The sequence below is a fragment of the Hymenobacter sp. YIM 151500-1 genome (genome assembly GCF_025979885.1).
Classification (GTDB): Bacteria; Bacteroidota; Bacteroidia; order Cytophagales; family Hymenobacteraceae; genus Hymenobacter.
In genome coordinates, this window is record NZ_CP110139.1 from 1,950,032 (window position 1) to 1,975,409 (window position 25,378).

The 25,378-nt window shown below is 61.2% G+C and carries 22 protein-coding genes; 14 read left to right on the forward strand and 8 right to left on the reverse strand.

The window, feature by feature from the left end; genetic code table 11:
• Window positions 1-36: 36 nt before the first annotated feature.
• The 3 genes from OIS53_RS08070 to OIS53_RS08080 form a co-directional block, all read right to left on the reverse strand.
• Window positions 37-807: a TIGR02117 family protein gene (locus tag OIS53_RS08070; RefSeq protein WP_264681886.1), complete on the reverse strand. Its 771-nt coding sequence runs from the start codon at window positions 805-807 to the stop codon at window positions 37-39.
• Between the two features lie 316 nt (window positions 808-1,123).
• Complete coding sequence (locus OIS53_RS08075; protein WP_264681887.1) at window positions 1,124-2,086, reverse strand: toxin-antitoxin system YwqK family antitoxin; 963 nt, start codon at window positions 2,084-2,086, stop codon at window positions 1,124-1,126.
• A 95-nt stretch (window positions 2,087-2,181) separates the two neighbouring features.
• Window positions 2,182-4,476 carry an aconitate hydratase gene (locus OIS53_RS08080; protein ID WP_264681888.1) on the reverse strand — a complete coding sequence of 765 codons (2,295 nt, stop codon included), beginning with the start codon at window positions 4,474-4,476 and terminating at the stop codon, window positions 2,182-2,184.
• Window positions 4,477-4,679: 203 nt separating this feature from the next.
• On the opposite strand from OIS53_RS08080, the gene OIS53_RS08085 reads away from it, so the two are divergent.
• Window positions 4,680-5,966 (forward strand): TlpA disulfide reductase family protein, encoded by a 1,287-nt coding sequence (locus OIS53_RS08085; protein WP_264681889.1) that lies wholly within the window; start codon window positions 4,680-4,682, stop codon window positions 5,964-5,966.
• A gap of 213 nt (window positions 5,967-6,179) precedes the next feature.
• Here OIS53_RS08085 and OIS53_RS08090 read toward each other — a convergent pair whose 3' ends face one another.
• Both OIS53_RS08090 and OIS53_RS08095 read right to left on the reverse strand, forming a co-directional pair.
• The gene (locus OIS53_RS08090) at window positions 6,180-6,746 is read right to left on the reverse strand and encodes a GNAT family N-acetyltransferase (protein WP_264681890.1); all 567 of its coding nucleotides are present in this window, start codon (window positions 6,744-6,746) and stop codon (window positions 6,180-6,182) included.
• 155 nt (window positions 6,747-6,901) lie between these two features.
• Window positions 6,902-8,284, reverse strand: coding sequence for a cytochrome P450 (locus tag OIS53_RS08095; protein ID WP_264681891.1), 1,383 nt, complete (start codon window positions 8,282-8,284; stop codon window positions 6,902-6,904).
• 158 nt (window positions 8,285-8,442) lie between these two features.
• On the opposite strand from OIS53_RS08095, the gene OIS53_RS08100 reads away from it, so the two are divergent.
• Window positions 8,443-8,745, forward strand: a complete 303-nt coding sequence (locus tag OIS53_RS08100; protein WP_264681892.1) for a hypothetical protein — start codon at window positions 8,443-8,445, stop codon at window positions 8,743-8,745.
• Window positions 8,746-8,929: 184 nt separating this feature from the next.
• On the opposite strand, the gene OIS53_RS08105 is transcribed toward OIS53_RS08100, so the two are convergent.
• Entirely contained in the window at window positions 8,930-9,910 is a 981-nt protein-coding gene (locus OIS53_RS08105) for a polyprenyl synthetase family protein (RefSeq protein ID WP_264681893.1), read from the reverse strand.
• A 305-nt stretch (window positions 9,911-10,215) separates the two neighbouring features.
• Here OIS53_RS08105 and OIS53_RS08110 point away from each other — a divergent pair, with 305 nt between their 5' ends.
• Window positions 10,216-11,085 carry an alpha/beta hydrolase family protein gene (locus OIS53_RS08110; protein WP_264681894.1) on the forward strand — a complete coding sequence of 290 codons (870 nt, stop codon included), beginning with the start codon at window positions 10,216-10,218 and terminating at the stop codon, window positions 11,083-11,085.
• 182 nt (window positions 11,086-11,267) lie between these two features.
• Entirely contained in the window at window positions 11,268-11,756 is a 489-nt protein-coding gene (gene folK / locus OIS53_RS08115; RefSeq protein WP_264681895.1) for a 2-amino-4-hydroxy-6-hydroxymethyldihydropteridine diphosphokinase, read from the forward strand.
• A gap of 62 nt (window positions 11,757-11,818) precedes the next feature.
• On the opposite strand, the gene fabD is transcribed toward folK, so the two are convergent.
• Window positions 11,819-12,706, reverse strand: coding sequence for an ACP S-malonyltransferase (fabD, locus tag OIS53_RS08120; protein WP_264681896.1), 888 nt, complete (start codon window positions 12,704-12,706; stop codon window positions 11,819-11,821).
• 280 nt (window positions 12,707-12,986) lie between these two features.
• The gene (locus OIS53_RS08125; RefSeq protein WP_264681897.1) at window positions 12,987-15,869 is read right to left on the reverse strand and encodes a gliding motility-associated C-terminal domain-containing protein; all 2,883 of its coding nucleotides are present in this window, start codon (window positions 15,867-15,869) and stop codon (window positions 12,987-12,989) included.
• Between the two features lie 236 nt (window positions 15,870-16,105).
• Here OIS53_RS08125 and OIS53_RS08130 point away from each other — a divergent pair, with 236 nt between their 5' ends.
• From OIS53_RS08130 to OIS53_RS08175, 10 genes are all read left to right on the forward strand, one after another.
• Window positions 16,106-16,777, forward strand: a complete 672-nt coding sequence (locus OIS53_RS08130) for a succinate dehydrogenase cytochrome b subunit (protein ID WP_264681898.1) — start codon at window positions 16,106-16,108, stop codon at window positions 16,775-16,777.
• 20 nt (window positions 16,778-16,797) lie between these two features.
• Window positions 16,798-18,732 (forward strand): fumarate reductase/succinate dehydrogenase flavoprotein subunit, encoded by a 1,935-nt coding sequence (locus OIS53_RS08135; RefSeq protein ID WP_264681899.1) that lies wholly within the window; start codon window positions 16,798-16,800, stop codon window positions 18,730-18,732.
• Between the two features lie 146 nt (window positions 18,733-18,878).
• On the forward strand, window positions 18,879-19,634 hold the full coding sequence (locus tag OIS53_RS08140; RefSeq protein WP_264681900.1) for a succinate dehydrogenase/fumarate reductase iron-sulfur subunit: 756 nt from the start codon (window positions 18,879-18,881) through the stop codon (window positions 19,632-19,634).
• 205 nt (window positions 19,635-19,839) lie between these two features.
• The gene (locus OIS53_RS08145; protein ID WP_264681901.1) at window positions 19,840-20,367 is read left to right on the forward strand and encodes an NADPH-dependent FMN reductase; all 528 of its coding nucleotides are present in this window, start codon (window positions 19,840-19,842) and stop codon (window positions 20,365-20,367) included.
• A gap of 92 nt (window positions 20,368-20,459) precedes the next feature.
• Window positions 20,460-20,843 carry a hypothetical protein gene (locus tag OIS53_RS08150; protein WP_264681902.1) on the forward strand — a complete coding sequence of 128 codons (384 nt, stop codon included), beginning with the start codon at window positions 20,460-20,462 and terminating at the stop codon, window positions 20,841-20,843.
• A 137-nt stretch (window positions 20,844-20,980) separates the two neighbouring features.
• A complete protein-coding gene (locus OIS53_RS08155) occupies window positions 20,981-21,733 on the forward strand; it encodes an MbnP family protein (protein WP_264681903.1) in 753 nt (250 codons plus the stop codon).
• Window positions 21,734-21,743: 10 nt separating this feature from the next.
• Window positions 21,744-22,799, forward strand: a complete 1,056-nt coding sequence (locus tag OIS53_RS08160) for a cytochrome-c peroxidase (RefSeq protein ID WP_264681904.1) — start codon at window positions 21,744-21,746, stop codon at window positions 22,797-22,799.
• A 41-nt stretch (window positions 22,800-22,840) separates the two neighbouring features.
• Window positions 22,841-23,833, forward strand: a complete 993-nt coding sequence (locus tag OIS53_RS08165; protein ID WP_264681905.1) for a hypothetical protein — start codon at window positions 22,841-22,843, stop codon at window positions 23,831-23,833.
• 116 nt (window positions 23,834-23,949) lie between these two features.
• On the forward strand, window positions 23,950-25,056 hold the full coding sequence (locus OIS53_RS08170) for a cytochrome-c peroxidase (RefSeq protein WP_264681906.1): 1,107 nt from the start codon (window positions 23,950-23,952) through the stop codon (window positions 25,054-25,056).
• A gap of 107 nt (window positions 25,057-25,163) precedes the next feature.
• Window positions 25,164-25,337: a hypothetical protein gene (locus OIS53_RS08175; RefSeq protein ID WP_264681907.1), complete on the forward strand. Its 174-nt coding sequence runs from the start codon at window positions 25,164-25,166 to the stop codon at window positions 25,335-25,337.
• Window positions 25,338-25,378 lie beyond the last annotated feature (41 nt).

The following is a 25,378-nucleotide window of genomic DNA, read 5'->3' on the forward strand; positions in this document are numbered from 1 at the left end:
CTTGCTAAGCAGCTTCTTTCCAATCCATATGCAAAACTACTGTCCTACCGGACGGGGCTGCCGGCTTTTCGCTTTACCAGTGAGCTGGGCCACGGCTTTTTTCAGCGGGGCCGGCTCCAGTTCGGGGTAGTGCCAGAAGATGCCGTTGTCGAAAGGCGTCCAGAAGCAGGCGCGCTGACGAGCAGTTTTCAGGCCGTCGTTGGCCCAGCTGTTGCAGGTGTAAAAGAGGTTATAGGTCCGCTCGGCTTCGTAAAAGGCATCGTGGCGGCCGTAGCTGTGGCCCCTAATGTGCTGGGCCTCCCCCTGAGTACCGGGGCAGAAGCTGGTTTTGATGAAGTCAATCAAGCGGCCGTATTCCTCGCGGGTCAGGTAGAAGCGGGCGCACTCGGGGCCCTCCTCGGGGCGGTGGTGGAAGGTGACGTGCATGGCCGTAGTGCTCAGCCAGAACATGGCCCGGATGGCGGTGCTGGGCTTCAGCTCGGCCCAGGTGGGCGTGTTCAGGTAGAATCCTTTGTCGCCCCACCCAAAGCCCACGAACTGCATACTGCTGTCGGCGGCGGGCGTATCGGCGTAGCGCACGTACTGGCTCCAGTCCATCTGCTCGGTGCGCACGGGCACTACCAGGTCGGTGTGCACACCATTGGACAAGATGTACGCCTCGATTTTATCGGGGCCGGGCTGGCTTCGCTCCCCTACCGGAATGGCCGAGAGCACCACGGCCGCCACCCCGTACAAGGCCACGGCGCCCAGCAGGCCCCCGACGGTGTAGGCGGCTCCTTTGGCTATTTTCCGAACAATCTTGCGCATGGCTACGGCGGGGCTTGGGGTAAAATACGCCCTCATACGCAGAGCGGCGGAAAAAGCCGCATCGGACTTGTCTTTGCAGCTTTAGCTGCCATTACGTCCCGACCCAACGACCAGACCTGTTCTATTCTGGCCTCGCACCGTTATATCCAGAAAAACCCGTGTGTGGGGCGGCGTCACGGGCAAGTACCTAGCGCTCATTTCATCTCTTACCGATCTGTTGATCCTGTTATACTGCTTGGTACAACGGCTACAGAAGCCTAAGCTAGAGCAGATAACGGCTTAATAGTAATGTCAGCGGCATGTTCGGTAAGAATATTTACTTGCCCAACGCCTCAACTCTTGTAAGAACTGCCTGCCGCTCATAAGGGGTTTGTAGCTTTGTGGTAATTCTAACCCGATACTCCCCGGCCCGAAAGTTTCCGCTGTCACTCTGCGGGAGCCAAGTGGCCGGAATATCTGCCACAGCTTTGAGAAGTACTTTTTCGTAGCGGCTCGGATTGGAATTGCTGGCCAGCGTCAGGTTTGTTAACTGCCCAGTGCCGTCTATACTAAAAACAAATTCCGCTACATTATTCCGGCCAATAGCTACGATGGTAGCTATAACTTTATTCATGCTGTGATAAATTTCTGCTTCCAGCTGACTCTTACCGCCCACATACAGCACAGGGTGCGTATCAGCTGCTGAACCGGCTAGCTCTACTCCGTCAGCTTGTCGCCAATATAGAAGTTGATTGGTGAAATGATTTACCTTTTGTACTACCTGCTTCCGTGTATCATAGTACGTCCAAAGACCAATTCGCTTGCCCAGTGCATATTGACCATAGGCTTGTATTACAGCGCTGGTGTCCGTGATGTTGACCAAATACCCTGTGTTGGCATTGGCCGCACTCACTGTCGTTTGAGATAAGCCAGCAGAGTTAGGGGGCAAAAGCTGGTAATACGTCCACCAGCCTTCGGGCTTTCCCGCATGATAATTTCCTTTACTTATCAGTTTGTTCCAAGGACTATACTCACGAAATACCAGCCACTCGCCTTCCTTTTGGCCTTGATCGTAAGTACCTGACTCAAACATGACAACTCCAGCAAATACATTCTGCTGATACCGTGCATAGGGACCGTGCCGGATGTCTTTGTTAGTTATGAGCACACTGTACTCTTCTATATCTCTAGTCGTTGGATTCCGCCGAATTACTGGAATCGTTTCCACTTGGGCCGCAGCAGTTGCTGCCTCAAAAATGCTTAGCACAATTAACTGGAAAGAAGTTAATAGTCGTCTCATGCGTTGGCGTATAGTTTCTCTGCCCCAAACTACACATAAAACCGGCCGCCTCCCTTACAGGAAGCGGCCGGTTTCACTGGAAGCTGAAGCCCCGGTTACTTCTGCGACATCATGGCGCCGCCCGATTCTTTCATGCGAATCAGGTTCAGGGCCGAGCCGGCTTTAAACCACTCAATCTGGCCCTGGTTGTAGGTGTGGTTTACCGTAATAAGGTCCGTGTCGCCGTCGGCGTGGTGCAGGCGCACCTGTAGCGGCACTCCGGGGGCGAAGGTGGTCAGGCCGAGGATGTCGATTACGTCGTCCTCTTCCACCAGGTCGTAGTCGGCCTTGTTGGCGAAGGTCAGGGCCAGCATGCCCTGCTTCTTGAGGTTGGTTTCGTGGATGCGGGCAAACGACTTCACCAGCACGGCGCGCACGCCCAGGTGGCGGGGCTCCATGGCGGCATGCTCCCGCGACGAGCCTTCGCCGTAGTTTTCATCACCTACTACCACCGAGCCAATGCCCAGGGCCTTGTAATTGCGAGCCACCTGCGGCACCGGTGAGTAAGGAGTGCCCTGGGTGAGCTGGTCTTTTACCGCGTTGGTCTGGCCATTGAAGGCGTTGGTAGCCCCGATCAGCATGTTGTTGGAGATGTTGTCGAGGTGGCCGCGATACTTCAGCCAGGGGCCGGCCATGCTGATGTGGTCGGTGGTGCACTTGCCCTGGGCCTTGATGAGCAAGCGCAAGCCCAGCAGGTCGGTGCCTTCCCAGGGCTTGAAGCCTTCCAGCAGCTGCAACCGGTCGGAGTTGGGGTCTACCAGCACCTGCACGCCCGAGCCATCTTCGGCTGGGGCCTGGTAGCCGGCATCTTCCACGGCAAAGCCGCGCGGGGGCAGCTCGATGCCGCGGGGCTCTTCGAGGCGCACCTGCTGGCCGTCTTTGGCCGTCAGCGTGTCGGTGAGGGGGTTGAAGGTCAGGTCGCCGGCAATGGCAAAGGCCGTCACGATTTCGGGCGAGGCCACGAAGGCGTGGGTATTGGGGTTGCCGTCGTTGCGCTTGGCGAAGTTGCGGTTAAACGAGGTGATAATGGAGTTGGGCCGCTTCATGTCGTCCATGTGGCGGGCCCACTGCCCAATGCACGGTCCGCAGGCATTGGCCAGCACCACGCCGCCCATCTGCGCGAAGGTGTCCAGCAGGCCGTCGCGCTCCACGGTGTAGCGCACCAGCTCCGAGCCGGGCGTTACGGTGTACTCGGCCTGCACCACGAGGCCCTTGTCGGCGGCCTGCTTGGCAATGGAGGCAGCGCGGGTAATGTCTTCGTAGGAGGAGTTGGTGCACGAGCCAATCAGGCCTACTTCCAGCTTGGCGGGCCAGTTGTGCTCCTTTACGGCGGCGGCAAACTGCGAAATCGGCCAGGCGGCGTCCGGGGTGAAGGGGCCGTTTACGTGAGGCTCCAGCGTGCTCAGGTCGATTTCGATGAGCTGGTCGTAGTAGGCTTCAGGATTGGCGTACACCTCGTCGTCGGCGCGCAGGTGCTGGGCTACGCCCTGGGCCATGTCGGCAATGTCCTGGCGGCCGGTGCCACGCAGGTAGTCGGCCATCTTCTCATCGAAGCTAAACACCGAAGTGGTAGCCCCGATTTCGGCGCCCATGTTGCAGATAGTGCCTTTGCCGGTGGCCGACAGGGCGTTGGCGCCGTCGCCAAAATACTCGACAATGGCACCCGTGCCGCCTTTCACGGTCAGGATGCCGGCTACTTTCAGAATTACGTCTTTGGGAGCCGTCCAGCCCGAGAGCTTGCCGGTCAGCTTTACGCCAATCACCTTAGGAAACTTCAGCTCCCAGGCCATGCCCGACATTACGTCCACGGCATCGGCGCCGCCCACCCCGATAGCAACCATGCCCAGGCCGCCGGCGTTGGGCGTGTGCGAGTCGGTGCCGATCATCATGCCGCCGGGGAAGGCGTAGTTTTCGAGCACCACCTGGTGAATAATACCGGCGCCGGGCTTCCAGAAGCCAATGCCGTATTTGTTGGAAACCGAAGCCAGGAAGTCGTACACTTCCTTGTTTTCGGAGTTGGCGACGGCTAAATCCTGGTCGGCGCCGCGCTCGGCCTGAATCAGGTGGTCGCAGTGCACGGTGCTGGGCACGGCCACCTGGGCTTTGCCGGCCTGCATAAACTGGAGCAGAGCCATCTGGGCGGTGGCATCCTGCATGGCCACCCGGTCGGGAGCGAAATCGACGTAGGAAACGCCCCGCTCATACGCCTGCGAAACAGTGCCGCCGTACAGGTGAGCGTACAGGATTTTTTCCGTCAGGGTGAGCGGACGGCCAACGGCAGCGCGGGCCGCTTCGATGCGGGAGCCCATGCCAGCGTACACGGCCTTGATCATTTCTAAGTCAAACGCCATAATGCGAAAGGGAAAATTGTGGAGAGAACGGGCCTGTTGAGCACAGGTACGCAAATATAGGTGCCGGGTAGCGCGCAGCCCAAACTTTGTAGCGCATGCTTTAGCTTGCGCCGGCACCAGCCAGGTGGCCGGTGCTACCCACGCTTTTCAAACCAAACCGCCGGAACTGTAGTTTTGGCTCGAATCCATCAACGCTTTTCGATATGTCTTTCGTTTCCCTTTCACATACGCCCGCCACGCTGGGCCTGGGCCTGCTGCTGACGCTGGCCGCCTGCCAGCAGAACTCTTCTTCAGAAAAGAAAGCGGCTGCTTCGGCGGGTGCGAGCAGCGCCTCGCCCCTTACCGTGGGCACCTGGCGCGGCGTGCTTTCGGCCCAAGACCAGGAAATCCCGTTTCTGTTTGAGGTAGACGAAGCCGGGGGCGAACCAGTCGTGACGCTGCGCAACGGCGAGGAACGGCTGCTGCTCAACGAAATCAAAACGGCCGGCGACTCCACCACCATCCGCCTGGGCGTATTCGATGCCGCCCTGGTAGTGCGCCCCGCTGGGGAAGGCAAGCTGCAAGGTGCCTGGGTGAAGTACGACGGCAAGGAGCCGTACCGGGTGCCGTTTGCGGCTACTAAGGGGGAGCAGCCGTTGTTTGGCGGTTCCGAGGCGCAGCCGCAGTCGTTTGCGGGCACGTGGCGCGTGGCATTTAAGGGCGACGACGGCAAAACCTACCCGGCCGTGGGCGTTTTTGAGCAGCAAGGCAGCAATGTCACGGGTACGTTTCTGACTTCTACTGGTGATTACCGGTATCTGGCGGGCCAAGCCGTGAGCGACAAGCTTAACCTAACTACGTTTGACGGCAGCCACGGCTTCCTGTTTACAGCGCAAAAGCGTGGCAATGGCCTTAACGGCCACTTCTACTCCGGCAAGTCCGGCCACGAAACCTGGACGGCGACCCTCGACCCCAACGCCAAGCTGCCCGACGCTAACGCCCTCACTGGTATGAAACCCGGCCAAAAGAAGCTCGACTTCCGGTTCCCGAACGTGTACGAAGGCGGCTCCATCTCCCCTTCCGACCCCAAGTACCGGGGCAAAGTGCTGGTGGTGCAGATTCTCGGCTCCTGGTGCCCCAACTGCATGGACGAAACCAACTTCCTGGCGCCCTGGTACGAGAAAAACAAAGGGCGCGGGGTAGAAATCATCGGCCTGGGCTTTGAGCGCACCTCCGACCAAAAGGTTGCGGCCCAGAAGCTCCTCAAGATGAAGGACCGCCTGAACGTGGGCTACGACCTGGCCGTGGCCGGCGAGGCCAGCAAAGACGCCGCCAGCGCCGCCCTGCCCCAGATTCAAAAGGTGCTGGCCTTCCCCACCACCATCTTCCTCGACAAGAAAGGCGAGGTGCGGAAGATTCACACTGGCTTCTCGGGCCCAGGCACCGGCAAATATTACGAGCAGGAAGTGGCCGAATTCAACCGCACCATCGACCAGCTGCTGACCGAGTAGACCACGGATGTAAACGGATTTTGCGGATTGGTCGGATTTTGTGGATGGCTGGAAAACCAAAGGGCTTGCGCCAGCAAGCCCTTTTCTACGTCTTCGGGGTAGGTGTATCGGAGTGCCGGAGCTGTTGGGGTGCCGGAGCCAACACCACGCTCACGGCGCAGAATCCGTCGAAGCTGCGCCGTCCACAAAATCCGTGAAATCCTAAAAATCCGCTTACATCCGTGGTTTGGTTCGCTCCAACAGCACAATCGGCTCGTTGCGGTAGGTGGTGCGGGCAAACTCCTGAAATCCGGCCTTGTGGGCTACCCGCAGGGAGGCCACGTTGTCGGGGTCGATGATGCAGGTCATACGGGCGGAGGGAAAATGAGCACCGGCCCAGGCCAGGGCGGCTTGCACGGCTTGGCTGGCGTAGCCGCGGCCATGCACGCGCGGAGCCAGCGTCCAGCCGGCTTCGAGGGTGCCTTTGATGGAGGGAGTCAGGTCGCGCTGAAAGTCGAAGAAGCCCACGTTGCCAATAAAGCGGCCGGTAGCTTTTTCCTCTACCGACCACGCCCCGAAGCCCAGCAGCGCCCAGTGCCCCTGCTGCGCCAATAATCGGCGCCATACTTCCTCCTCATTCTGGGGCTGGCCGCCCAGGTAGCGGTAAAACGCCGGGTCTGCGGACATGCTGGCAAACTCAGGCAAATCAGTGACGTGCGGGCCGCGCAGCAGCAAATCGGCTGTTTCCAGCTGCGGTACGTGGCTGCCCGCGGACGATACTAAACTCAGGGGCTGTGTCATGCGGCAAAATAGCCAAACCCACGTTGCAGAGCCCTAACTGAACAACCCAGTGGCCAAAAATTCGGGCGAAGTGGCCGCGGCTCTGTAGCTACTTGCTGTTCTGCTACCCTAGTAATCGTAGAGAAGCCCCGGCGGGGAAGCATAGCGCCAGGCGCTCAGCGGCGCAGCCGGAACCGCACCCGAAAATCATGGCGGGGGCGCAGGGTAATCAGGGGCTGTAGCTCCACGGGCGGCTGGCCCTCCACCCACTCCACCTCGAAGCGGCGGACCACTTCCAGCAGCAGCAGTTGCATTTCGGTGAGGGCAAACTGGTTGCCGATGCACTGGCGCGGGCCGCCTCCGAAGGGCACGTACGCAAAGGGTGGCTGGGCGCCGGCTTCGGCCCCAAACCGTTCGGGACGGAATACCTCGGGGTCGGGCCAGAGCTGGGCGGCGTGGTGCACGCCGTAGAGGTAGGACGAAATCAGCGTGCCTTTCGGAATCGGGATGCCCTGGTATTCGTCGGCGGCGGCGGCCTGGCGGTCCATAATCCAGACGGGCGGGTACAGCCGCATGGTTTCCTGCACCACGTGCAGGGCGTAGCTCAGGCGCGGCAGGTCGGCGAAAGTGGGCGAGCGGGAACCCAGCACCTGGTTTATTTCGGCTTGCACCCGGCTCACCACCTCCGGGTGCTGGGCCAGCAGCAGCCACATCCAGGCCAGGGCGTTGGCGGAGGTTTCGTGGCCGGCCACCAGCAGGATAACCGCCTCGTCGAGCACCTGGGTTTCGGTCATGGCCTCGCCGCTGCTTTCGTAGCGGGCGTCGAGCAGCATTTGCAGCAGGTCGTCGGGGGCGGGAGTGGCCGGGTCGGCGGCCTGGCGCTGGCGGATGTAGCCCAGCAGAAGCTGGCGCAGCTCCTGGGCCAGCTGGTCGTGGTGGCGGAAGCGGCCGGCCAGGGCAAACCAGGGCCGCAGGTAGGGCTGCCGCACGCTGCGCACGTAAAACGCCTGCACGGCCGTGAGCAGCTCGGCCATGCGCTGCAATTCCGGCTCGGGCAGGTAGGAGCTGAACACCGACCGGGCCACAATGCGAAACGTCAGCCGGGTCATCAGCTCGTGGGCGGCTACCTCCACGGCTCCGCCCTGCCGGGCCGCCTGCTCCTCCAAAGGCCGCAGTCCGTCTTCGATGACGCTGCTCATCAACTCGGTAAGACCGGCTACGCGCTGGCGGTGGAAGCCCGGCTGAATCAGACGGCGCTGCTGGAGCCAGTAGCCGCCCTCGCTGGTCAGCAGCCCGTGCCCCAGGTAGCGGGCAAACCCCAGCGACAACGGGGACTTGGGGTAGTTGCGGTGGTTTTTCTGGAGCACGTGCTGAATCAGGCCGGGGTCGCGGGTGAGCAGGGTTTTGCGCACCCCGCCCAGGTACATCACCAGCGTGTCGCCGTGCTCGTCGAGGTAGCGGTTGAGCACCGGAATGGGGTTGGCGGCCAGGCGCAGGGAGTTACGCAGCGACGTGGCGCGGGGTATAACGGGCAACGAGCGGGAAGCGGCAGCAGGCATAGAATGCGGAGCATTGGGATGGAAGCCGTAAGGTACGGACAGGCCGCGCCCGCCACACCTTTTCGGCGCTTCGTGCGTACACCTTGCCGAGGCTGGCTCACGCTGGCCTTGGTATAGCTCCCCAACTTCCTTCTCCCAATAACCAACCCTGAACGCACATGTGGATTCAGCAACAGCCTAATACCCCCGCCCCGCTCGACGAATTGCAAGGCCGCACCGTGGGCCTCAAGTTTGAGTGCAACCAGTGTCAAACCGAGGTGTTTACCGACCTTATCGGCGTGCCGGCCCCCGACCACCTGGCCAACTCTATGGAAGACGACGGGCAGTTTGAGAAAGAAGAAATCAAGTGCCCCGGCTGCAATATGATCCACGAAATCACCGTGAAAAGCACCTTCGATGGCGTGTCATTCGATATATCGGAGGTGAAGCCGGAGAGCGTGGCCTACCAAGTACAGGTCTGAATCGCGGATTACGCGGATTTCCGGATTACGCGGATTTTGGTGACGAATACGTGCCGTGCTATGCAATTCGTGCTTTGCAAACAACGAGAGCTTGCCACAGGCAAGCTCTCGTTGTTTGCAGCCGCAGACCAAGCAGGTCGGTTATACTCGTCACCAAAATCCGGAAATGCGCGTAAGCCGCGATTCACTTTTCCCGCTCGATGGTGTAGTTGATGAGCTGTTCCAGCGAAGTGCGGGAGGGCGAGGCCGGGAAGGTATGCAGCACGGCTAGGGCTTCGTCGCGGTAGTGCTCCATGGTGCGGATGGCGTAGTCGAGGCCCCCGGATTTTTTCACGAAGTCAATCACCTGCTGTACCCGGTCTTTGCGGCCGTCGTTGTTTTTGACGTTGAAGATGACGCGGCGCTTGGTGAGCCAGTCGGCTTGCTGTAAGGCGTAGATGAGGGGCAGAGTCATCTTCTTCTCCTTGATGTCGATGCCCACAGGCTTGCCGATTTCGGCCGTGCCGTAGTCGAACAGGTCGTCTTTGATCTGGAAGGCCATGCCCACTTTCTCGCCAAACAAGCGGGCCCGCTCCACGGTGGCGGCATCGGCGCCGGCCGAGGCGGCGCCCACGGCGCAGCAGGAGGCAATGAGCGAGGCCGTTTTCTGGCGGATGATGTCGAAGTACACGTCCTCGGTGATGTCGAGGCGGCGGGCCTTTTCGATTTGCAGCAGCTCGCCTTCGCTCAGCTCCCGCACGGCGTTGCTCACAATTTTCAGAAGCTGGTAGTCGTCGTTTTCGAGGCTGAGCAGCAGGCCCTTGCTCAGCAGATAGTCGCCGACGAGCACGGCAATCTTGTTTTTCCAGAGGGCATTGATGCTGAAAAAGCCCCGCCGGTAGTTCGATTCATCCACCACGTCGTCGTGCACCAGGGTGGCCGTGTGCAGCAGTTCGATGAGGGCTGCGCCCCGGAACGTGGCTTCGGGCAGCGGGTCGCCGCCGCTGATTTTGGCCGTGAAAAACACAAACATGGGCCGGATCTGCTTGCCCTTGCGCTTCACGATGTAGCCCATGATTTTGTCGAGCAGCAGCTGCCGGGTTTGCATGGACTGGCGGAATTTCTGTTCAAATTCCTCCATTTCGGCGGCAATGGGCGCCTGTATCTGGTCCAGCGTAACGGTCATGCGGGTGTATTGGGCGCTGCAATGATACGGGGAATGAGTGAATGAGCGAGTGAGTAGATGAGTGACTGAGTGAATGCGTAGCCCCAGCGGGGCGGCATATCGGTAGAAAAGCGCCACCTCTTGTGTAAACCAAGTCCCAGCGGGGTGACACCCATCGTCAGCGGACGGGAGGTGTTACCCCGATGGGGCTTTAATCCATTTATGTTTGGCTGGTTTCTACCGATGTGCCGCCCTGCTGGGGCTACCCGTCACCTGTCACCTCATCACTTCATCACTTCATCACCTTACCGCGTATCTTCACCAGCATGTCTTCGCAGCTTACTTCCGTTGATTTCCGGCTAACGTGCAGCCGGCACAGGCGGCCGTTTATGGCCGATGCCCGGTTCGTGGCCGATGGGCAGCCTAAGCCGGTGGTGGTGTTTGTGCACGGGTTCAAGGGATTCAAGGACTGGGGGCACTTCAACCTGCTGGCCGACTACTTCGCCCGGCAGGGCGTTGTATTTGTCAAGCTCAACCTCTCGCACAACGGCCTGGTGGTGGGCGGCACCGGCGACCTGGAAGACCTGGAAGCCTTCGGGCGCAACAACTTTTCCCTGGAGCTGGACGACATCGGCGCCCTGCTCGACTGCCTGCACCAGCCCGGCCCAGTGGGCGTGCCGGCCGCAGAAATGGACCTGAGCCGGCTGGCGCTGGTGGGCCACAGCCGCGGGGGCGGCTTGGTGCTGCTCAAAGCAGCCGAAGACCCGCGCGTGCGGGCCGTGGCTACCTGGGCAGCCATCAGCAACGTGAACCCCGGCTGGCCGGAGGCGCTGCTGCAGCAGTGGCAAGAGCAAGGCGTGTTCTACGTCGAAAACAGCCGCACCAAGCAGCAGCTGCCCTTGTACTTTCAGATAGTAGAAGATTACCACCAGAACCGCCTGCGCCTCGACATCCGCCACAACCTGCGGCGCAAGCTGCGCCAGCCCCTGCTCCTGCTCCACGGCGACCAGGACGAAACCGTGCCCGTGGCGCGGGCCCACGAGCTGCACGGCTGGAGGCCTGCCGCCGAGCTAGTCATATTGCCTGGCGTGACGCACAACTTTGGTGGCGCCCACCCCTGGGCCAGGCCGGAGCTGCCCACTGAGGCCCGGCAAGCGGCGGAAATAACGGTGGAGTTTCTGCGGCGGGTGTTGTAGCAACAGCTTTAGCTCCGCTGACCTTGGGTTGTGCCGTCCGGTGGGTGTACGGTCAACCGGTTAGAGCGCGCTGCACACTTCCCACTACTTTTACCTTAGCTTATGTTAGTAGGTAGCCTGATCATGCAGGCGGCGAACGGCACAAGCTGAAGCTTAGCTACGCTGACCTCCGGTTGTGCCACATGCCTACTGCCTACCTCCTGCTCGGCTCCAACCTCGGCGACCGGGCCACCATCCTGCACAACGCCGTGCACCACCTGGCCGCCACGGCTGGCTCGGTGGAGGCAGCGTCCAGCTTGTACGAAACAGCCGCCTGGGGCCTCGAAGACCAGCCTGCTTACCTAAACCAGGCTGTCAAGCTCCGCACTTTCCTCTCCCCCACCGACCTGCTCACCGCCTGCCTGGCCACGGAGCAACGCGCCGGCCGCACCCGCCGCACCCGCTGGGGCGCCCGTACTCTGGACGTGGACATTCTGCTCTACGACGACCTTCTTCTCAACACGCCGCAGCTCCGGGTGCCCCACCCGCGCCTGCCGGAACGCCGCTTCGCCCTCACGCCCCTCGCCGAAATTGCCGCCGATGTAGTGCACCCGGAGCTGGGCCGCACGGTAGCGGAATTGCTAGCGGCGTGTCCGGATGAGCTGGCGGTGCGGCTCTATTTTCCGTCGTAAAGCCAGAGCGGACCCGCAGCCTTATGCTACGGGTCCGCTCCGGCTTTCTTCCTGACAGTTATTTACACCGCCGCCGAGCTAACCGCCATTTCCGGGGCAATCTTCTTTACCAGGCCTTGCAGCACCTTGCCAGGGCCGCACTCCACAAATTCGGTGGCGCCGTCCTGCACCATGCGCTGCACACTCTGGGTCCAGCGCACGGGGGCCGTGAGCTGGCGCACCAGGTTTTCTCGGATTTCGTCCGGGTCGCGGTGGGGGGCGGCGTCCACGTTCTGGTACACGGGGCAGATGCCGGCCGCGAAGGTGGTTTTGGCAATGGCCTGGGCCAGCGCCGCTTCGGCCGACTGCATCAGGGGCGAGTGGAAGGCTCCACCCACCGGCAGCGGCAACGCCCGTTTGGCCCCAGCGGCCTTCAGCTGCTCACAGGCCAGCTCAATGCCGCGCTGGGAGCCCGACACCACCAGTTGGCCGGGGCAGTTGTAATTGGCGGCCACCACCACATTGCCGGCGTCGGTGATTTCCTGGCAGATGCGGGCCGTGGTGTCGTCGTCGAGGCCGAGGATGGCGGCCATGGTGCCGGGCTGTTCCTGGCAGGCGGCCTGCATGGCCTGGGCCCGCTGCGCGACTAGTTGCAGGGCATCTTCAAACTTGAGCACCCGCGCCGCTACCAAGGCCGAAAACTCGCCCAAGGAGTGGCCCGCTACCATATCGGGCCGGAAATCGGGCACCACGGCGGCCAGGGCTACGGAGTGCAGGAAGATGGCCGGCTGGGTTACGTCGGTGCGGCGCAGGTCTTCTTCGGAACCCGTGAACATGCTGTCGGTCAGCGGGAAGCCCAGAATTTCATTGGCCTGCTGCATCAGGCGCTGGGCCGTGGGGTGCTGCTCGTACAAGTCGCGGCCCATGCCGCTGAACTGGCTGCCCTGGCCGGGGAAAATAACTGCTTTCATAAAGTGCAGGCTGTGCAAATGAAGTGGATTACGCAGATGCTATGCCGGCCACATGCTGCATTCTATGCTGCTGGCCCGGTTTGACTTTGGGCCGCAAGCTGCACAAATCAGCCGGTATGCCCAAAAATTAGTCTGCCACTCGTATCCCACGCAAAGCAGTTCCTAGCTGTAGCACCGGGGCATGTAGCGCGAAGCTTCCGTTTCGCGCTACAAGTCAAAAGACAAACAGAGCGACCCGTGTACACGAGCCGCTCTGTTTCAATTATTCCTTAAAGAAACCTTATCGGTTCAGTTGCACCCAGCCTTTGAAGGTGCGCTTCGTGCGGTTGGCGTCCCGGAACTCTACTTCTGCTTGGTAGAAGTACATGCCGTCCGACACCTTCGTGCCGCGGCCACCCTCGGAGGTACCGCCGCCGTCCCAATTGATGAGCGGGTCTTTGTCGCTCTCGTACACCTTGGTGCCCCAACGGTTGAAAATCTTTACGTTAGTCCGCTCAACGGGGCTGTACACCTTGGGCCGGAACGTGTCGTTTTTCTGGTCGCCATTTGGCGTGAAGATGTTGGGCAGCAGGAACAGCAGGCAGTTATCGTTGCAGGCAATGTTGGAGCGGGCACTGCGTACCCCGTTCACGTCCACGGCCTGCACCGCGTAGCACCCCTGCGCCGACTCTAGGCCGGTATGAGCATACGTGGTTTGGGTACCGGGCACCGTCGTCAGCACCCGCAGCGAGTCGGTGGCATTGGGGGCGTAGTACAGAATGTACGAGGCAATGTCACGGCCGCAGTCGGCGACGGGCTGGTTGCTCAGCGTCCAGCTCAGGAAATTCGTGAACCGCTGCCCGCCGGGCGGTGTGGCCGGCAGCTCAAACAAGCGGCTGGCCAGACTGTCGCAATTCGTGGGCCGCAGGGTCAGCACCGGCGTGCAGGGCACCGACTGCAAGGGCACGCACAGCTCTTGGCTCAGGTTGATAAGCGAGTCGGGCAAGGCGGCGTTGTAGGTGCCGTTGGTCTTCACGTAGTAGCAGTACACCCGGCCCTTCACCAGCGGGCTGGCCGTGGTGCCCCGGTCCGTGAAAGTGCCGCTGGTTGTCGTACCCGTCACTTTCGCCACCGGTACAAACTGCCCATTAGGCTCCCGGCGGTACACGGTGGTAGGCCGGCGCGAGTTGTCCCAGGGTACGTTGTAGGTCCAATTGAGCGTGATGGTGTTGCTCAGGGGTTGCGGAGTGGCATTCAGCCGGATACTGGAAGCCGGCCCGGCATTTTCCACGAGCACCGGTGAGCCGGGCGTAGGCAGCGAGTTGCTGAAAAACTCCAGCCGGTATGCATAGGCCGTCGTCAGGGTATTGACGCCGGTGTCCACGAAGGCCGTGTCGTTCAGGTCGGCGGTGGTTTTCACTTGCACGAAGGCCGCAGCGGCCGGCGACTGGCCTGGGGCCCGGAACAACCGGTAGCCCAGCGGGGGCAGGAAGCCGCCGCTGCTGGTGGGCTTGGTCCAGCGCACGGTAATCTGCCCGGCCGTAGCCGTGCGGTCTACTGTCACGTTGGTGAAGCGCGCCGAGCGGCCCGACAGCGTTATGCAGGCTTCCTGCGAGGCAATGCTCTGCCCCCCAGCCGGCAAGGCAAACTGCACGAAGATGCGGTAGCAATACGTCTTGCCTCGCTCCAGACCCTGGCCGGCCCGGTCGTCAATAAAGTTGCGGGTGCCTACGGGCACCGTCCCAATCTGCACGTAGCCCGCTGAGGCCGGAATACCCGTTTCGCAGGGGCCAGGAGTGAAGTTGCTGGGTCCTTCGCGCCGGAAGATTAGCATCTGGGCCCCAGGATTGGGGCAGCTGTAGGCGTCCCAGTTGAGCACGGCCGTGTTGCCCGACTGCGCCGCCCGCAGGTTGAGCGGTGGCGGCCCAATCACCCGAATGCTCAGCAGCCGCTCGTCAATCAACGCGGCCCCGCAGTTGTTGGCTGGCCGGTCTTCGGCCTTAAACAGTACGCGGTGCGGTTCCTGGCGGATGTCGAGGCAGCCCGGCGTCCAGCGGAACACGCCGCGGGCCCTTGCCGGACCAGTCTGCGTCTGCACGAAGCTGGCCGGCTGGGGCAGCATCCCGCCGAAGGCTAACAAAGTAACAGGATTATTCTCGGGGTCGGTGGCGGTAATAACCTCCTCAATGGGCGTGCCCGCTATTACGCAGCGCTCTGCGGGCACCGTAACAGTGGGACGCAAGTTGTTGTTCGGACCCACGGTAATCTGCATGTCCCGCGTCACGATACCGATACGTTGGGGCCGGCCGCCCGGTACTCGGCGCCATTCTTCCACCACAAAGGCAATGTTATAGTCGCCAATCTGCGAGGGTGCGTTCCAGACAATCTGGCCCGTGCGTGCGTCCTGCTGGAAAATGGCGGCTTCGCCCGGCCGCCCCACCGGCGGCCCCGCGTACGGCACCTGCACCGACCCAAAAAATGGGTCGTCGGGGTAGCGGAAGCTGATGGTTGTCTGGGGCTGGGGGCGGTTTACGTTGGGCGTCGTTTGCAGCAGCACGGCATCCACACCGCCGGGCACGTGCTGGCTGGGCACCAAACGAAACGCCAGAGAGTCGCCGTCGGCATCGGAGGCGGCGGGGTTGTGCAGAAATACCTGGCTGCGGCTGGCCCGGTCAAAAGCCGGGGCGTTGAGTACCGGGGAGCGGTTGATGCCCAGCGAGGGGTCGATGGTGATGCGGGTGGAGATGTAGAACGACTGTGTTTCAGAGGCGCTCATGTTCTTCACCCCGATGCTGCGGTTCTCCCCAATGTAGTGCACCGTGTAGGAGCCGGGTGCGTTGTAGGTGTGCTCAAAATAATACACGTTGCGAAACGTGGTACCATCACAGCCCACCGACGTCTTGCTAAAGCGCTTAACGGCCCGTACGCCCGAAAACTCCCCGTCCCCGAAAAAGATGGTCACGGCGTCTTCGTCCACGCTGGTGTTGACGTTGCTCTGGTAAAGCACCATCTTGAAAAAGATACGCCGGGGGTTGCGGGCGGCCGTGGTGTCGGTCTTAGCCTGAATGTCGCCGGCGCGCAAGTGCGTGGCTTGCGCAGCGGGCAGCATGGCCCCCCAGGCTAGTGCCACCAGCAGGAGCAACAGCAGGTATTTTCCCGCGCGGAGAGGTAGCGGAAGCATCATGTAGTCAAGTTATCGGAAAGCCGGAGAATTACCAGAACAACGACCTAATTAAAAACCCACAAGTCTTAACAAATTGTCCTTTTAATGGGTTATTAGATCAATGCTAGGTAACTAACGGAGTTGGCAAGGGATAGATTCACTGGAACGTGAAACTGCCCCGTAGATTGTTTCCTTCGCGGTTGGCACCTACCTTTGGCCGGTACAACCGACCCACCCAAACATTTCAATAGCTCTCTATGAGTTGGATTACCAAAACCTTTTCCAGCAGCATCGGCCGCAAGGTTATCGTAGCCATTACGGGCCTGTTTTTGTGCACCTTCCTGGTAGTACACTTGGTCGGCAACTTGCAGTTATTCAAGGATGACGGCGGTTTGGCCTTCAATACGTACTCCCACTTCATGAGCACCAACGGCCTGATCCGGGTGGCCGAAATCATCTTGGTAGCTGGCTTCGGTTTTCACATCTACGAAACCATCGTGCTGACCCGCCGCAACCAAACGGCCCGCAGCAGCAAGTACGTCGTCGACCACATCGAGCAGAATAGCCCCTGGAGGTCCCGCAACATGGGCCTGCTGGGCTCCATCATTCTGGTCTTCCTCGTTATTCACCTCTACAACTTCTATTGGCGCTTCCACTACGGCGAAGTCGGCCTGGATGCCGGCGGCAACAAAGACCTCTACGCCATCGTGGCTGAGTCCTTTAAGGTGTGGTGGTACGTGGCCCTGTACGTGGCGGCCCAGGCTGCTTTGTGTTTTCACCTGCTGCACGGCTTCGCCAGCGGCTTTCAGACTTTGGGGCTTACTCACCGCAAGTACACGCCCCTCATCCAGAACGTAGGCTATGCCTTCTCCATTCTGGTGTGCGCGGGCTTCGCTGCCATGCCGCTGTACTTCTTCTTTTTTAAATAAGTCCTAACCTCGTTTCTGCGATGATCCTGGATTCCAAAATTCCCGAAGGGCCGCTGGCCGAGAAGTGGGAGAAGCACAAGTTCAACGTCAAGCTCGTCAACCCCGCCAACAAGCGGAAGTACGACGTGATTGTGGTGGGCACGGGCCTGGCCGGCGCCTCGGCTGCCGCCTCGCTGGCCGAGTTGGGTTACAACGTCAAGGCCTTCACCTACCACGACTCGCCGCGCCGTGCCCACTCCATTGCGGCGCAAGGCGGCATCAACGCGGCCAAGAATTACCAGAACGACGGCGACTCTATCTTCCGCCTGTTCTACGACACCATTAAGGGTGGGGACTACCGGGCCCGCGAAGCCAACGTGTACCGCCTGGCGCAGGTATCGGTGAATATTATCGACCAGTGCGTGGCTCAGGGCGTGCCCTTCGCCCGTGAGTACGGCGGGCTGCTGGCCAACCGCTCGTTCGGGGGTGCCCAGGTGAGCCGCACGTTTTACGCCCGCGGCCAAACGGGGCAGCAGCTGCTGCTGGGTGCCTACTCGGCCCTGAGCCGGCAGGTAGCTTATGGCAAGGTAAAGCTGTATACCCGCAGCGAAATGCTGGACCTGGTAATTGTCGATGGCAGAGCCCGCGGCATTATTACCCGCAACCTGCTTACGGGCGAGATTCAGCAGCACGCGGCTCACGCCGTGGTGCTGGCTACCGGTGGCTACGGCAACGTGTTCTACCTGAGCACCAACGCCAAGTACTGCAACACTACCGCCATCTGGCGGGCCCACAAGAAGGGCGCCTTCTTTGCCAACCCCTGCTTCACCCAGATTCACCCCACCTGCATTCCGGTGTCGGGCGACTACCAGTCGAAGCTGACGCTGATGTCGGAGTCTTTGCGCAACGACGGGCGCGTGTGGGTGCCCAAGACCCAGGAAATGGCTGAGCGCCTGCGCGCCGGACAAATCCGGGTGAATGATATTCCGGAAGAGGAGCGTGACTACTTCTTGGAGCGCAAGTATCCGGCCTTCGGCAACCTGGTGCCCCGCGACGTGGCGTCGCGCAATGCCAAGCAGATGTGCGACGAAGGCCGCGGCGTGGGCGGTTCGGGCCTGGCGGTGTACCTCGACTTCGAGGACGCCATCAAGCGCAATGGCGCCGAGTGGGTAAGCCAGAAGTACGGCAACCTGTTTGCCATGTACGAGAAGATTACCGGCGAAGACCCCTACCAGCAGCCCATGCGCATCTACCCGGCCGTGCACTACACCATGGGCGGCCTGTGGGTGGATTACAACCTGCAAACCACGATTCCGGGCCTGTACGCCACCGGAGAGTGCAACTTCTCCGACCACGGCGCCAACCGCCTTGGAGCTTCGGCGCTGATGCAGGGCCTGGCCGACGGCTACTTCGTGATTCCCTACACCATTGGGGATTACCTGGCCCAGACGGCTCCCACACCGGTGACCACCCAGCACCCGGCTTTCCAGCAGGCAGAGGCCGAAGTGCACGCCCGCGTGCAGCAGCTGATGAGCATCAACGGCAAGCGCACCCCGGCCGAGTTCCACAAGGCTCTGGGCCACATTATGTGGGAGTACTGCGGCATGGCTCGCAACGCCCAAGGCTTGCAGCACGCCAAGCAGGAGATTCAGAAGCTGCGCCGCGAGTTCTGGACCGACCTCAAGCTCAGCGGCACCGACCAGGAAATGAACCAGATGCTGGAAAGCGCCGGCCGCGTGGCTGACTTCCTAGAGCTGGGTGAGCTGATGATTGACGATGCCCTGCAACGCAACGAAAGCTGCGGCGGCCACTTCCGCGAGGAGTACCAGACGCCGGAAGGCGAAGCCCTGCGCGACGACGATAATTTTGCCTACGTGGCCGCCTGGGAATACCAGGGTGACAACCAGGCCGAAGCCTTGCACCGCGAAGAGTTGGTCTTTGAAAACGTGAAGCTCACGCAGCGGAGTTATAAGTAAATTTTAGACATAAGATGATGAGACATGAGAAGTGAGACGATGTTCTGACTTCCAAGAAAACATACTAGAACAACGTCTCACTTCTCACTTCTCACCGTCTCACTTCTCTCAATACAATGGCTGGAAGTAACCCCAATGCCAAACCCATGAATCTGACTTTGCGCGTGTGGCGGCAGAAAAACCGCAACACCGAAGGTCGTATCGTTGACTATCAGGTAAAGGACATTTCGCCCGACATGTCCTTTCTGGAGATGCTCGACGTGCTGAACGAAGACCTATTGCGCCGGGGCGACGACCCGGTAGTCTTCGACCACGACTGCCGCGAAGGCATCTGCGGGTCCTGCAACCTGTTCATCAACGGCCGCGCCCACGGCCCGGAGGCGGGCACTACCACCTGCCAGCTGCACATGCGCAAGTTTTCCGATGGCGACACCATCACCATCGAGCCTTGGCGCGCCAACGCCTTCCCCGTCAACAAAGACCTGAGCGTGGACCGCTCGGCCTTCGACCGGATTATCCAGGCGGGCGGCTACGTGAGCGTAAACACCGGTGGCGCCCCCGACGCCAACGAAATTCCGATTCCGAAGGAAATTGCGGACCGGGCTTTTGAGGCGGCTACCTGCATTGCCTGCGGGGCCTGCGTGGCTTCGTGCAAAAACGCTTCGGCCATGCTGTTTGTCTCGGCCAAGGTAAGCCAGCTGGCGTTGCTGCCGCAAGGCCACGTGGAGCGCAAAACCCGCGTGGAGAACATGGTAGCTCAAATGGATAAGGAAGGCTTCGGGGCCTGCACCAACATCGGCTCCTGCGCCGCGGAGTGCCCGGTGGGTATTTCCCTGGAAAACATTGCCATCCTGAACCAGGAGTTTATCCTGGCCAAGGCTACTTCCAATAACCTTGCATAAAGGAGGCTTGTTGTAGAGCTTAGAAAGGCGAAACGGCTACCCGTTTCGCCTTTTTTTATTGTCTTCTCCTTCTTCCAAGAAGCCCTACCGTACATCATCCGTTGCCGTGGCTTGGCGCCCAACATTTCCTAAGCTTCTATTTTTCTGTGCTTCGTCTGGTTGTCGAGGTCTTACTTTTCCCTTCTCTGTACTCACTTCTGCTTAGATGATAACCATCATTTCCGGCACCAACCGGCCTCGCTCCCGCGCCCGGCGCGTAGCCGACTACTATTACTCCTTGCTGGCCCAGCAGGGCGCTCCGGCCCAGGTTCTGGACTTAACCGAACTGCCCCCTGACTTCACCGCCACGGCCCTTTACGCCGACACCGGCCGCCACGACGGCTTCAACCAGCTGGCGCGTCTGGCCGAAGAAGCCGACAAGCTGGTGTTTGTGGTGCCGGAGTACAACTGCTCGTTTCCGGGGGTGCTGAAGGCTTTTATCGACGGCCTCCCCTACTCCGGCGGCATCCGCGGCAAAAAAGCGGCGCTGGTGGGTCTGGGCAGCGGCAACCAGGGTGGCATCCTGGCCCTCAATCACCTTACCGACGTGCTGATGTACCTGGGCACGGCCGTGTTGCCCCAGCGCGTGCGCCTGCCTTTCATCGACCAGCACCTCACCGAAGACGGCGACATAACTGATGCCTTGTACCGGGACTTGCTCCGGGAGCAAGCTGGGCAGCTGGTGCGGTTTTAGGCGTAAACAGGTAGATAGTTATCTGAAGCAGCCGTAGATTATATCAGATAAGCCATATCTTGCCGCGTATTTGCTTTGTTCGTGCTGTTGGTATGGCTCGCTTTACCGCTCTGTTTTTATGCCTGCTTCTGCTGCTCCAGACGTTTAGTCGGGAGCTGCTGGTGCTGCATTACCAAGCGCGGAAGGTGGAAATTACGCGGCTGTTCTGCGTCAACCAGGACAAGCCGCGGCTGCACTGCAACGGCAAGTGCCACCTGCGCAAGCAGCTGAAGAAGGCCGCTACGTCTGAAAATGGCTCCCCGGATGCCGGGCTGGCCAAGGTCAAGTACGAGGTGCTGCCTCCGGGGCCGCGCTTCGAGCCCCAGCCCATGTGGCGGCTAGGCTCCGGCCGGGCTTCTTACGCGCCCAGCGTGCAGCCGTGCTACGCCTTTTCGCCTGTGCACGGCGTTTTTCATCCTCCCGCGTCGCGGGTCTGATTCGTGCCAGAGGCGCCGCCCCGACTGAGTGGCGCCTCCTACCCCTGTGCTTCATCTGGTGCAGCAGGGTTGTCGCCTTTTCAGTACCCATTCGACTCGTTTTCAAGATGAAACTCCGCACGTTTCTTACTCAATTTTTGAGCTTCACGCTTTCCGCTGCTGCGCTTACCGCGTGTAGCGACGACAAAGACGCCACCTCCGCTACGCCCGCACCCGGCACCCTCGACATTGAGGTAAGCCACGTGGTGGGTTCGGCCCCGCTCACGCTCAACAGCAGCACGTTCTACACTACCGCCAGCGGACAGCAATTCAAGGTTTCAACCTTCAACTACTACCTGTCCAACTTCAAGCTGAAAAAGGCCGATGGCACCGAGTACGCCGCGCCGGAAAGCTACTTCCTGATCAGGGAGTCGGACCCGGCAACGAAAGCCTTCACGCTGAAAGACGTGCCGGCCGGCGACTATACCTCGCTCACGTTTACGCTGGGCGTGGACAGTGTGCGCAACGTGTCGGGGGCGCAGACCGGCGCCCTGGACCCCAGCAACGGCATGTTCTGGACCTGGAACTCCGGCTACATCTACACCAAGCTGGAAGGCTCCTCGCCCCAGGCCGGCGGCAACCAGCAGCTCGTTTTTCACATTGGCGGCTTCAAAAAGCCCAACAACACCATCCGCACCCTGTCGCCCTCGCTGAACGGGGCCGTGGTGCAGGTGCGTAATGGCCGAACGCCCACCGTTCACTTGCAGGCCGATGTGCTGAAGATGTTTACCGGCGTTACTACCATCGACTTCGCCAAGCTCTCGAACACGATGGGCGGGCCCAGTTCCGTGCTGGTAGCTGATAACCAGGCTGCTGGTATGCTCCGCGTCGACCACGTGCACGGTAACTAGCTCGGGCCGGATGTTTCGGAACCGATTGGTCTGGCTGGCCCTAGTGGGGCTGGCTGGGCCGCTGCTGGCCGCCTGCACGCCGGATGCCGACGTGGCGCCGGCCTGGGAAGTGCCGGGCGCTACTGTGCCGGTCAACTTCCCGGCGCCCGTGTACCCGGTGGATCAAAACCCGCCCACTCGGGAAGCGTTTGAGCTGGGGCGCACCTTGTTCTACGACCCGCGCCTCTCGCGCACCGGCGACATTTCGTGCGGGAGCTGTCATCAGCAGTTTGTGGCCTTTGCCCACCAGGACCACCGCCTCAGCCACGGCGTCGACAACCGCCTGAGCACCCGCAACGCACCGGCCCTGCAAAACCTGCGCTGGCGCCGGGAGCTGCTCTGGGATGGCGGTGCCAAACACCTGGAAACCATGCCGCTGGCGCCCATCACCAACCCCGTGGAGATGGATGAAACCTTGGACGGGGTGCTGGCCAAGCTCAACGCCGACCCCACGTATCAGCGCCGGTTTGAACAGGTGTTTGGCCGCAAGCCCATCGACTCGCAGCAACTGCTTAAAGCCCTGGCGCAGTTTACGGCAGCCCTCACCAGCAGCAACTCCCGCTACGACAAGCACGCCCGCCGCGAAGCCGGCGGCGAGCTGTCGGCGGCCGAGCTGCGGGGCCTAGCGGTGCTGCGCCAAAAATGCGCCTCCTGCCACGCAGGCGAGCTGTTCACCGACGAATCGTACCGCAACAACGGCCTGGACGCCGCCTTCGCGGCCGATTCGGGGCGGGCCGGCATTACGGGCCGGCCCCAGGATGTGGGGCGGTTCAAAGTACCGAGCCTGCGCAACGTGGCCCTTACGGCTCCCTACATGCACGACGGCCGCTTCCGAAACCTGCGCGAGGTGCTCGACCACTACGCGGGCGGCATGGTGGAGTCGGCGACGCTGGACGCGCAGCTGCGGCAGTCTGGTTCCCAGCCGGGCATTGCCCTGACCGAAGCCGAAAAAACTGATTTGCTGGCTTTCCTGGCCACCCTCACCGATGAGGCCTTTGTGCGCGACCCGCGCCTGGCGGAGCAGTAAGCTGCGCTAAGTGACTGGACCTCAACTACCTTCTTTTCCTCATGACTCGACTTTTCCTTACGGCGCTGCTGCTACTGGCTGGCAGCGCCGGCCGGGCCTGTGACATCTGCGGCTGCTTTATGGGCATCACGCCCTACGACAACCAGAGCAGCCTGAGCCTGATGCACCGCTACCGGGTGTTCAACGGCTACCAGCAGCACGGCCAAAGCCCGCAGTTCTTCCCCGCCGGCAGCCGCCCCTTTTTTCCGGCCCACCCTAACCGCACCGACGCCGACTTCCGCCACGCCCACAACGGCAACGCCGGCGACTTTGAAGTGTTTCGGGTGGTAGAGCTGCGGGGCAAGTATTTCCTGAGTAAGCGCGTGGAGCTGAACGCCTTCGTGCCCTACGCCATGAACTCGGCCCAGACCCACGGCCAGCAGCTGAACCTGGCCGGCCTGGGCGACGTGACCGTGTTTGGGGGCTACCACCTGATTCGGCAGATTGAGACGGCCGGGGTGCAGAGCCGCCTGGTGGTGGGCGGGGGCGTGAAGCTGCCCACTGGTGCTTACCAGCGCCGCAACGCCCTGGGCCGCCGCTACCCTACCCTTCAGCAGCCCGGTACCGGCACCACCGACGGCTTCGTGTACGCCACCTACATCGGCAGCTACCGCAGCCTGGGCCTGAGCGTGAGTTCCAGCTACCGCCGGGCCAGCCGCAACGCGCTGGAAGAAAGCCTGGCCCCCAGCACCACCACGTTTGCCAATCTGTTTTACCGCGTGGCGCTGGGTACCAACTGGCAGGTGTACCCGTCGGCGCAGTTTTTCTACGAGAAAACCAGGGGCGAAACCTTCGAGGGCCGCCTCACCGGGCAGCACGCCATGCACAACGCCCTGCTGGGTCCGGGGCTGGACCTGTACTGTAAAAACGTTTCGCTGAACACCAGCTTTCAGTTGCCCGTGTACACGGCTAGTACCAACCATCCGGCCAGCGCCGGCCGGCTGGTGCTGGCTGTCGGCTACAGCTTCAAGCAAACCAAGTACTTGTTGCATTAACCCTACCATGCCAAGCGGAACCGGGGCCTACTCCGCGGCGTTTGGCCGAAAGTACGTACCTTACCTCTGTGCTTTTCCGCAGTTTTTCTTCTCTTGCACGCCCTTGGTTCACGGCTTTGAAGCTGCTGGGAATGGCGTGCGGCGGTATGTACCTGGCGGCTTGCAACCCCAATGACCCGGACGAGCCGCAGCCAGGCCCCGATGTGGTGGCTACCACGCCCTACACGCTGACGCTGCCGGCCAATCTGCCGCAGAACGTGCAGGTGCCCGCCAACAACTCGCTGACGCAGGAAGGCGTGCAGCTGGGCCGCATGTTGTTCTACGAGCCCCTGCTGTCCCGCACCGGCACCCAGTCGTGCGGCACCTGCCACCAGCAAAGCAAGGCTTTTACTGATGGCCGGGCCCGAGCCTTGGGCGTGGACGGAGCCGAGCACCCGCGCAATACCATGTCGCTGGCCAACGTGCTGTGGGAGAAAACGCTGAACTGGGACGGCGCAGCTACCAGCCTAGAACAGCAGGCCCGCCTGCCCATCGAAAACCCGCTCGAAATGCATCAGTCGCTGGCCGAAGGGGTGCGTAAGCTCCAGCAAACCGAGCGGTATCCGCCCCTGTTCCGTAAGGCGTTCGGCTCTGCCAGTATTACAGAAGACAATGTGCTCAAAGCGCTGGCGCAGTTTGAACGCACGCTGATTTCAGCCAACTCCCGCTTCGACAAGTACATCCGCAAGGAAGGCTCCCTGACTCCCACCGAGCGGGCCGGAGCGGCGCTGTTCAACAATCATCCGGGCGAAAACGGGCTTTTCATTCGGGGCGGGGCCTGCCACCACTGTCACATCAGCGAAAACGGCTTGTTCAACTCCGACAGTTTCTTCAACAACGGACTGGACGTGAGCTTCACCGACCTGGGCCGGGCGGCCGTAACCAAGCAGGCCGCCGACCGGGGCAAGTTTCGGGCGCCCAGCTTGCGCAACATTGCCCTCACGGCCCCCTACATGCACGACGGCCGCTTTCAGACCCTGGAGCAGGTGCTCGACCACTACAACGAGCACGTGCGAACCACCAGCCCTGGCGTCGACCCCAACGTGCTGCTCTCCAACACCCCCGGCGGCACCCGGCTCGACCTCACCGCCACCGAGAAGCGTCAGCTCCTTGCTTTTCTGCACACGCTCACCGATTCTACTTTCATCACCGATAAGCGGTTTTCGGACCCGTTTAAGGAGTAGCTGATAGCGTACGGCAACGCCAGCAAAGCCATTGCGCGGCTACTGTTGCATCTTCGCAGCTCCGTTACGCAGCTGAGCGTCAAGTTGGCCGAACCTCTTCTTCTCTCATGAAACTTTCTTCTTCTCTCTGGAAGCTGCTCGTAGCCGGCCTGCTCACGGCGTGCACGGCCGCGCCTCCTGCCTCTCGCGGCCGTACTCTCAGCCCCGACCACGAAGTCGGTGAGCCCCGAAACATGCCGCCCGGCGCGCTGGATACCACTGCCGCCGATACCGTGCGCTAACAGCATAAGCCTGAAAAGCAACAAGCCGCTTCTATGACCAG

Excerpts from the sequence above, each read along its gene's own strand:
- OIS53_RS08070 (WP_264681886.1), bottom strand. The coding sequence starts at position 807 with ATGCGCAAGATTGTTCGGAAAATAGCCAAAGGAGCCGCCTACACCGTC.
- OIS53_RS08075 (WP_264681887.1), bottom strand. The coding sequence starts at position 2,086 with ATGAGACGACTATTAACTTCTTTCCAGTTAATTGTGCTAAGCATTTTT.
- OIS53_RS08080 (WP_264681888.1), bottom strand. The coding sequence starts at position 4,476 with ATGGCGTTTGACTTAGAAATGATCAAGGCCGTGTACGCTGGCATGGGC.
- OIS53_RS08085 (WP_264681889.1), top strand. The coding sequence starts at position 4,680 with ATGTCTTTCGTTTCCCTTTCACATACGCCCGCCACGCTGGGCCTGGGC.
- OIS53_RS08090 (WP_264681890.1), bottom strand. The coding sequence starts at position 6,746 with ATGACACAGCCCCTGAGTTTAGTATCGTCCGCGGGCAGCCACGTACCG.
- OIS53_RS08095 (WP_264681891.1), bottom strand. The coding sequence starts at position 8,284 with ATGCCTGCTGCCGCTTCCCGCTCGTTGCCCGTTATACCCCGCGCCACG.
- OIS53_RS08100 (WP_264681892.1), top strand. The coding sequence starts at position 8,443 with ATGTGGATTCAGCAACAGCCTAATACCCCCGCCCCGCTCGACGAATTG.
- OIS53_RS08105 (WP_264681893.1), bottom strand. The coding sequence starts at position 9,910 with ATGACCGTTACGCTGGACCAGATACAGGCGCCCATTGCCGCCGAAATG.
- OIS53_RS08110 (WP_264681894.1), top strand. The coding sequence starts at position 10,216 with ATGTCTTCGCAGCTTACTTCCGTTGATTTCCGGCTAACGTGCAGCCGG.
- folK (WP_264681895.1), top strand. The coding sequence starts at position 11,268 with ATGCCTACTGCCTACCTCCTGCTCGGCTCCAACCTCGGCGACCGGGCC.
- fabD (WP_264681896.1), bottom strand. The coding sequence starts at position 12,706 with ATGAAAGCAGTTATTTTCCCCGGCCAGGGCAGCCAGTTCAGCGGCATG.
- OIS53_RS08125 (WP_264681897.1), bottom strand. The coding sequence starts at position 15,869 with ATGATGCTTCCGCTACCTCTCCGCGCGGGAAAATACCTGCTGTTGCTC.
- OIS53_RS08130 (WP_264681898.1), top strand. The coding sequence starts at position 16,106 with ATGAGTTGGATTACCAAAACCTTTTCCAGCAGCATCGGCCGCAAGGTT.
- OIS53_RS08135 (WP_264681899.1), top strand. The coding sequence starts at position 16,798 with ATGATCCTGGATTCCAAAATTCCCGAAGGGCCGCTGGCCGAGAAGTGG.
- OIS53_RS08140 (WP_264681900.1), top strand. The coding sequence starts at position 18,879 with ATGAATCTGACTTTGCGCGTGTGGCGGCAGAAAAACCGCAACACCGAA.
- OIS53_RS08145 (WP_264681901.1), top strand. The coding sequence starts at position 19,840 with ATGATAACCATCATTTCCGGCACCAACCGGCCTCGCTCCCGCGCCCGG.
- OIS53_RS08150 (WP_264681902.1), top strand. The coding sequence starts at position 20,460 with ATGGCTCGCTTTACCGCTCTGTTTTTATGCCTGCTTCTGCTGCTCCAG.
- OIS53_RS08160 (WP_264681904.1), top strand. The coding sequence starts at position 21,744 with ATGTTTCGGAACCGATTGGTCTGGCTGGCCCTAGTGGGGCTGGCTGGG.
- OIS53_RS08165 (WP_264681905.1), top strand. The coding sequence starts at position 22,841 with ATGACTCGACTTTTCCTTACGGCGCTGCTGCTACTGGCTGGCAGCGCC.
- OIS53_RS08175 (WP_264681907.1), top strand. The coding sequence starts at position 25,164 with ATGAAACTTTCTTCTTCTCTCTGGAAGCTGCTCGTAGCCGGCCTGCTC.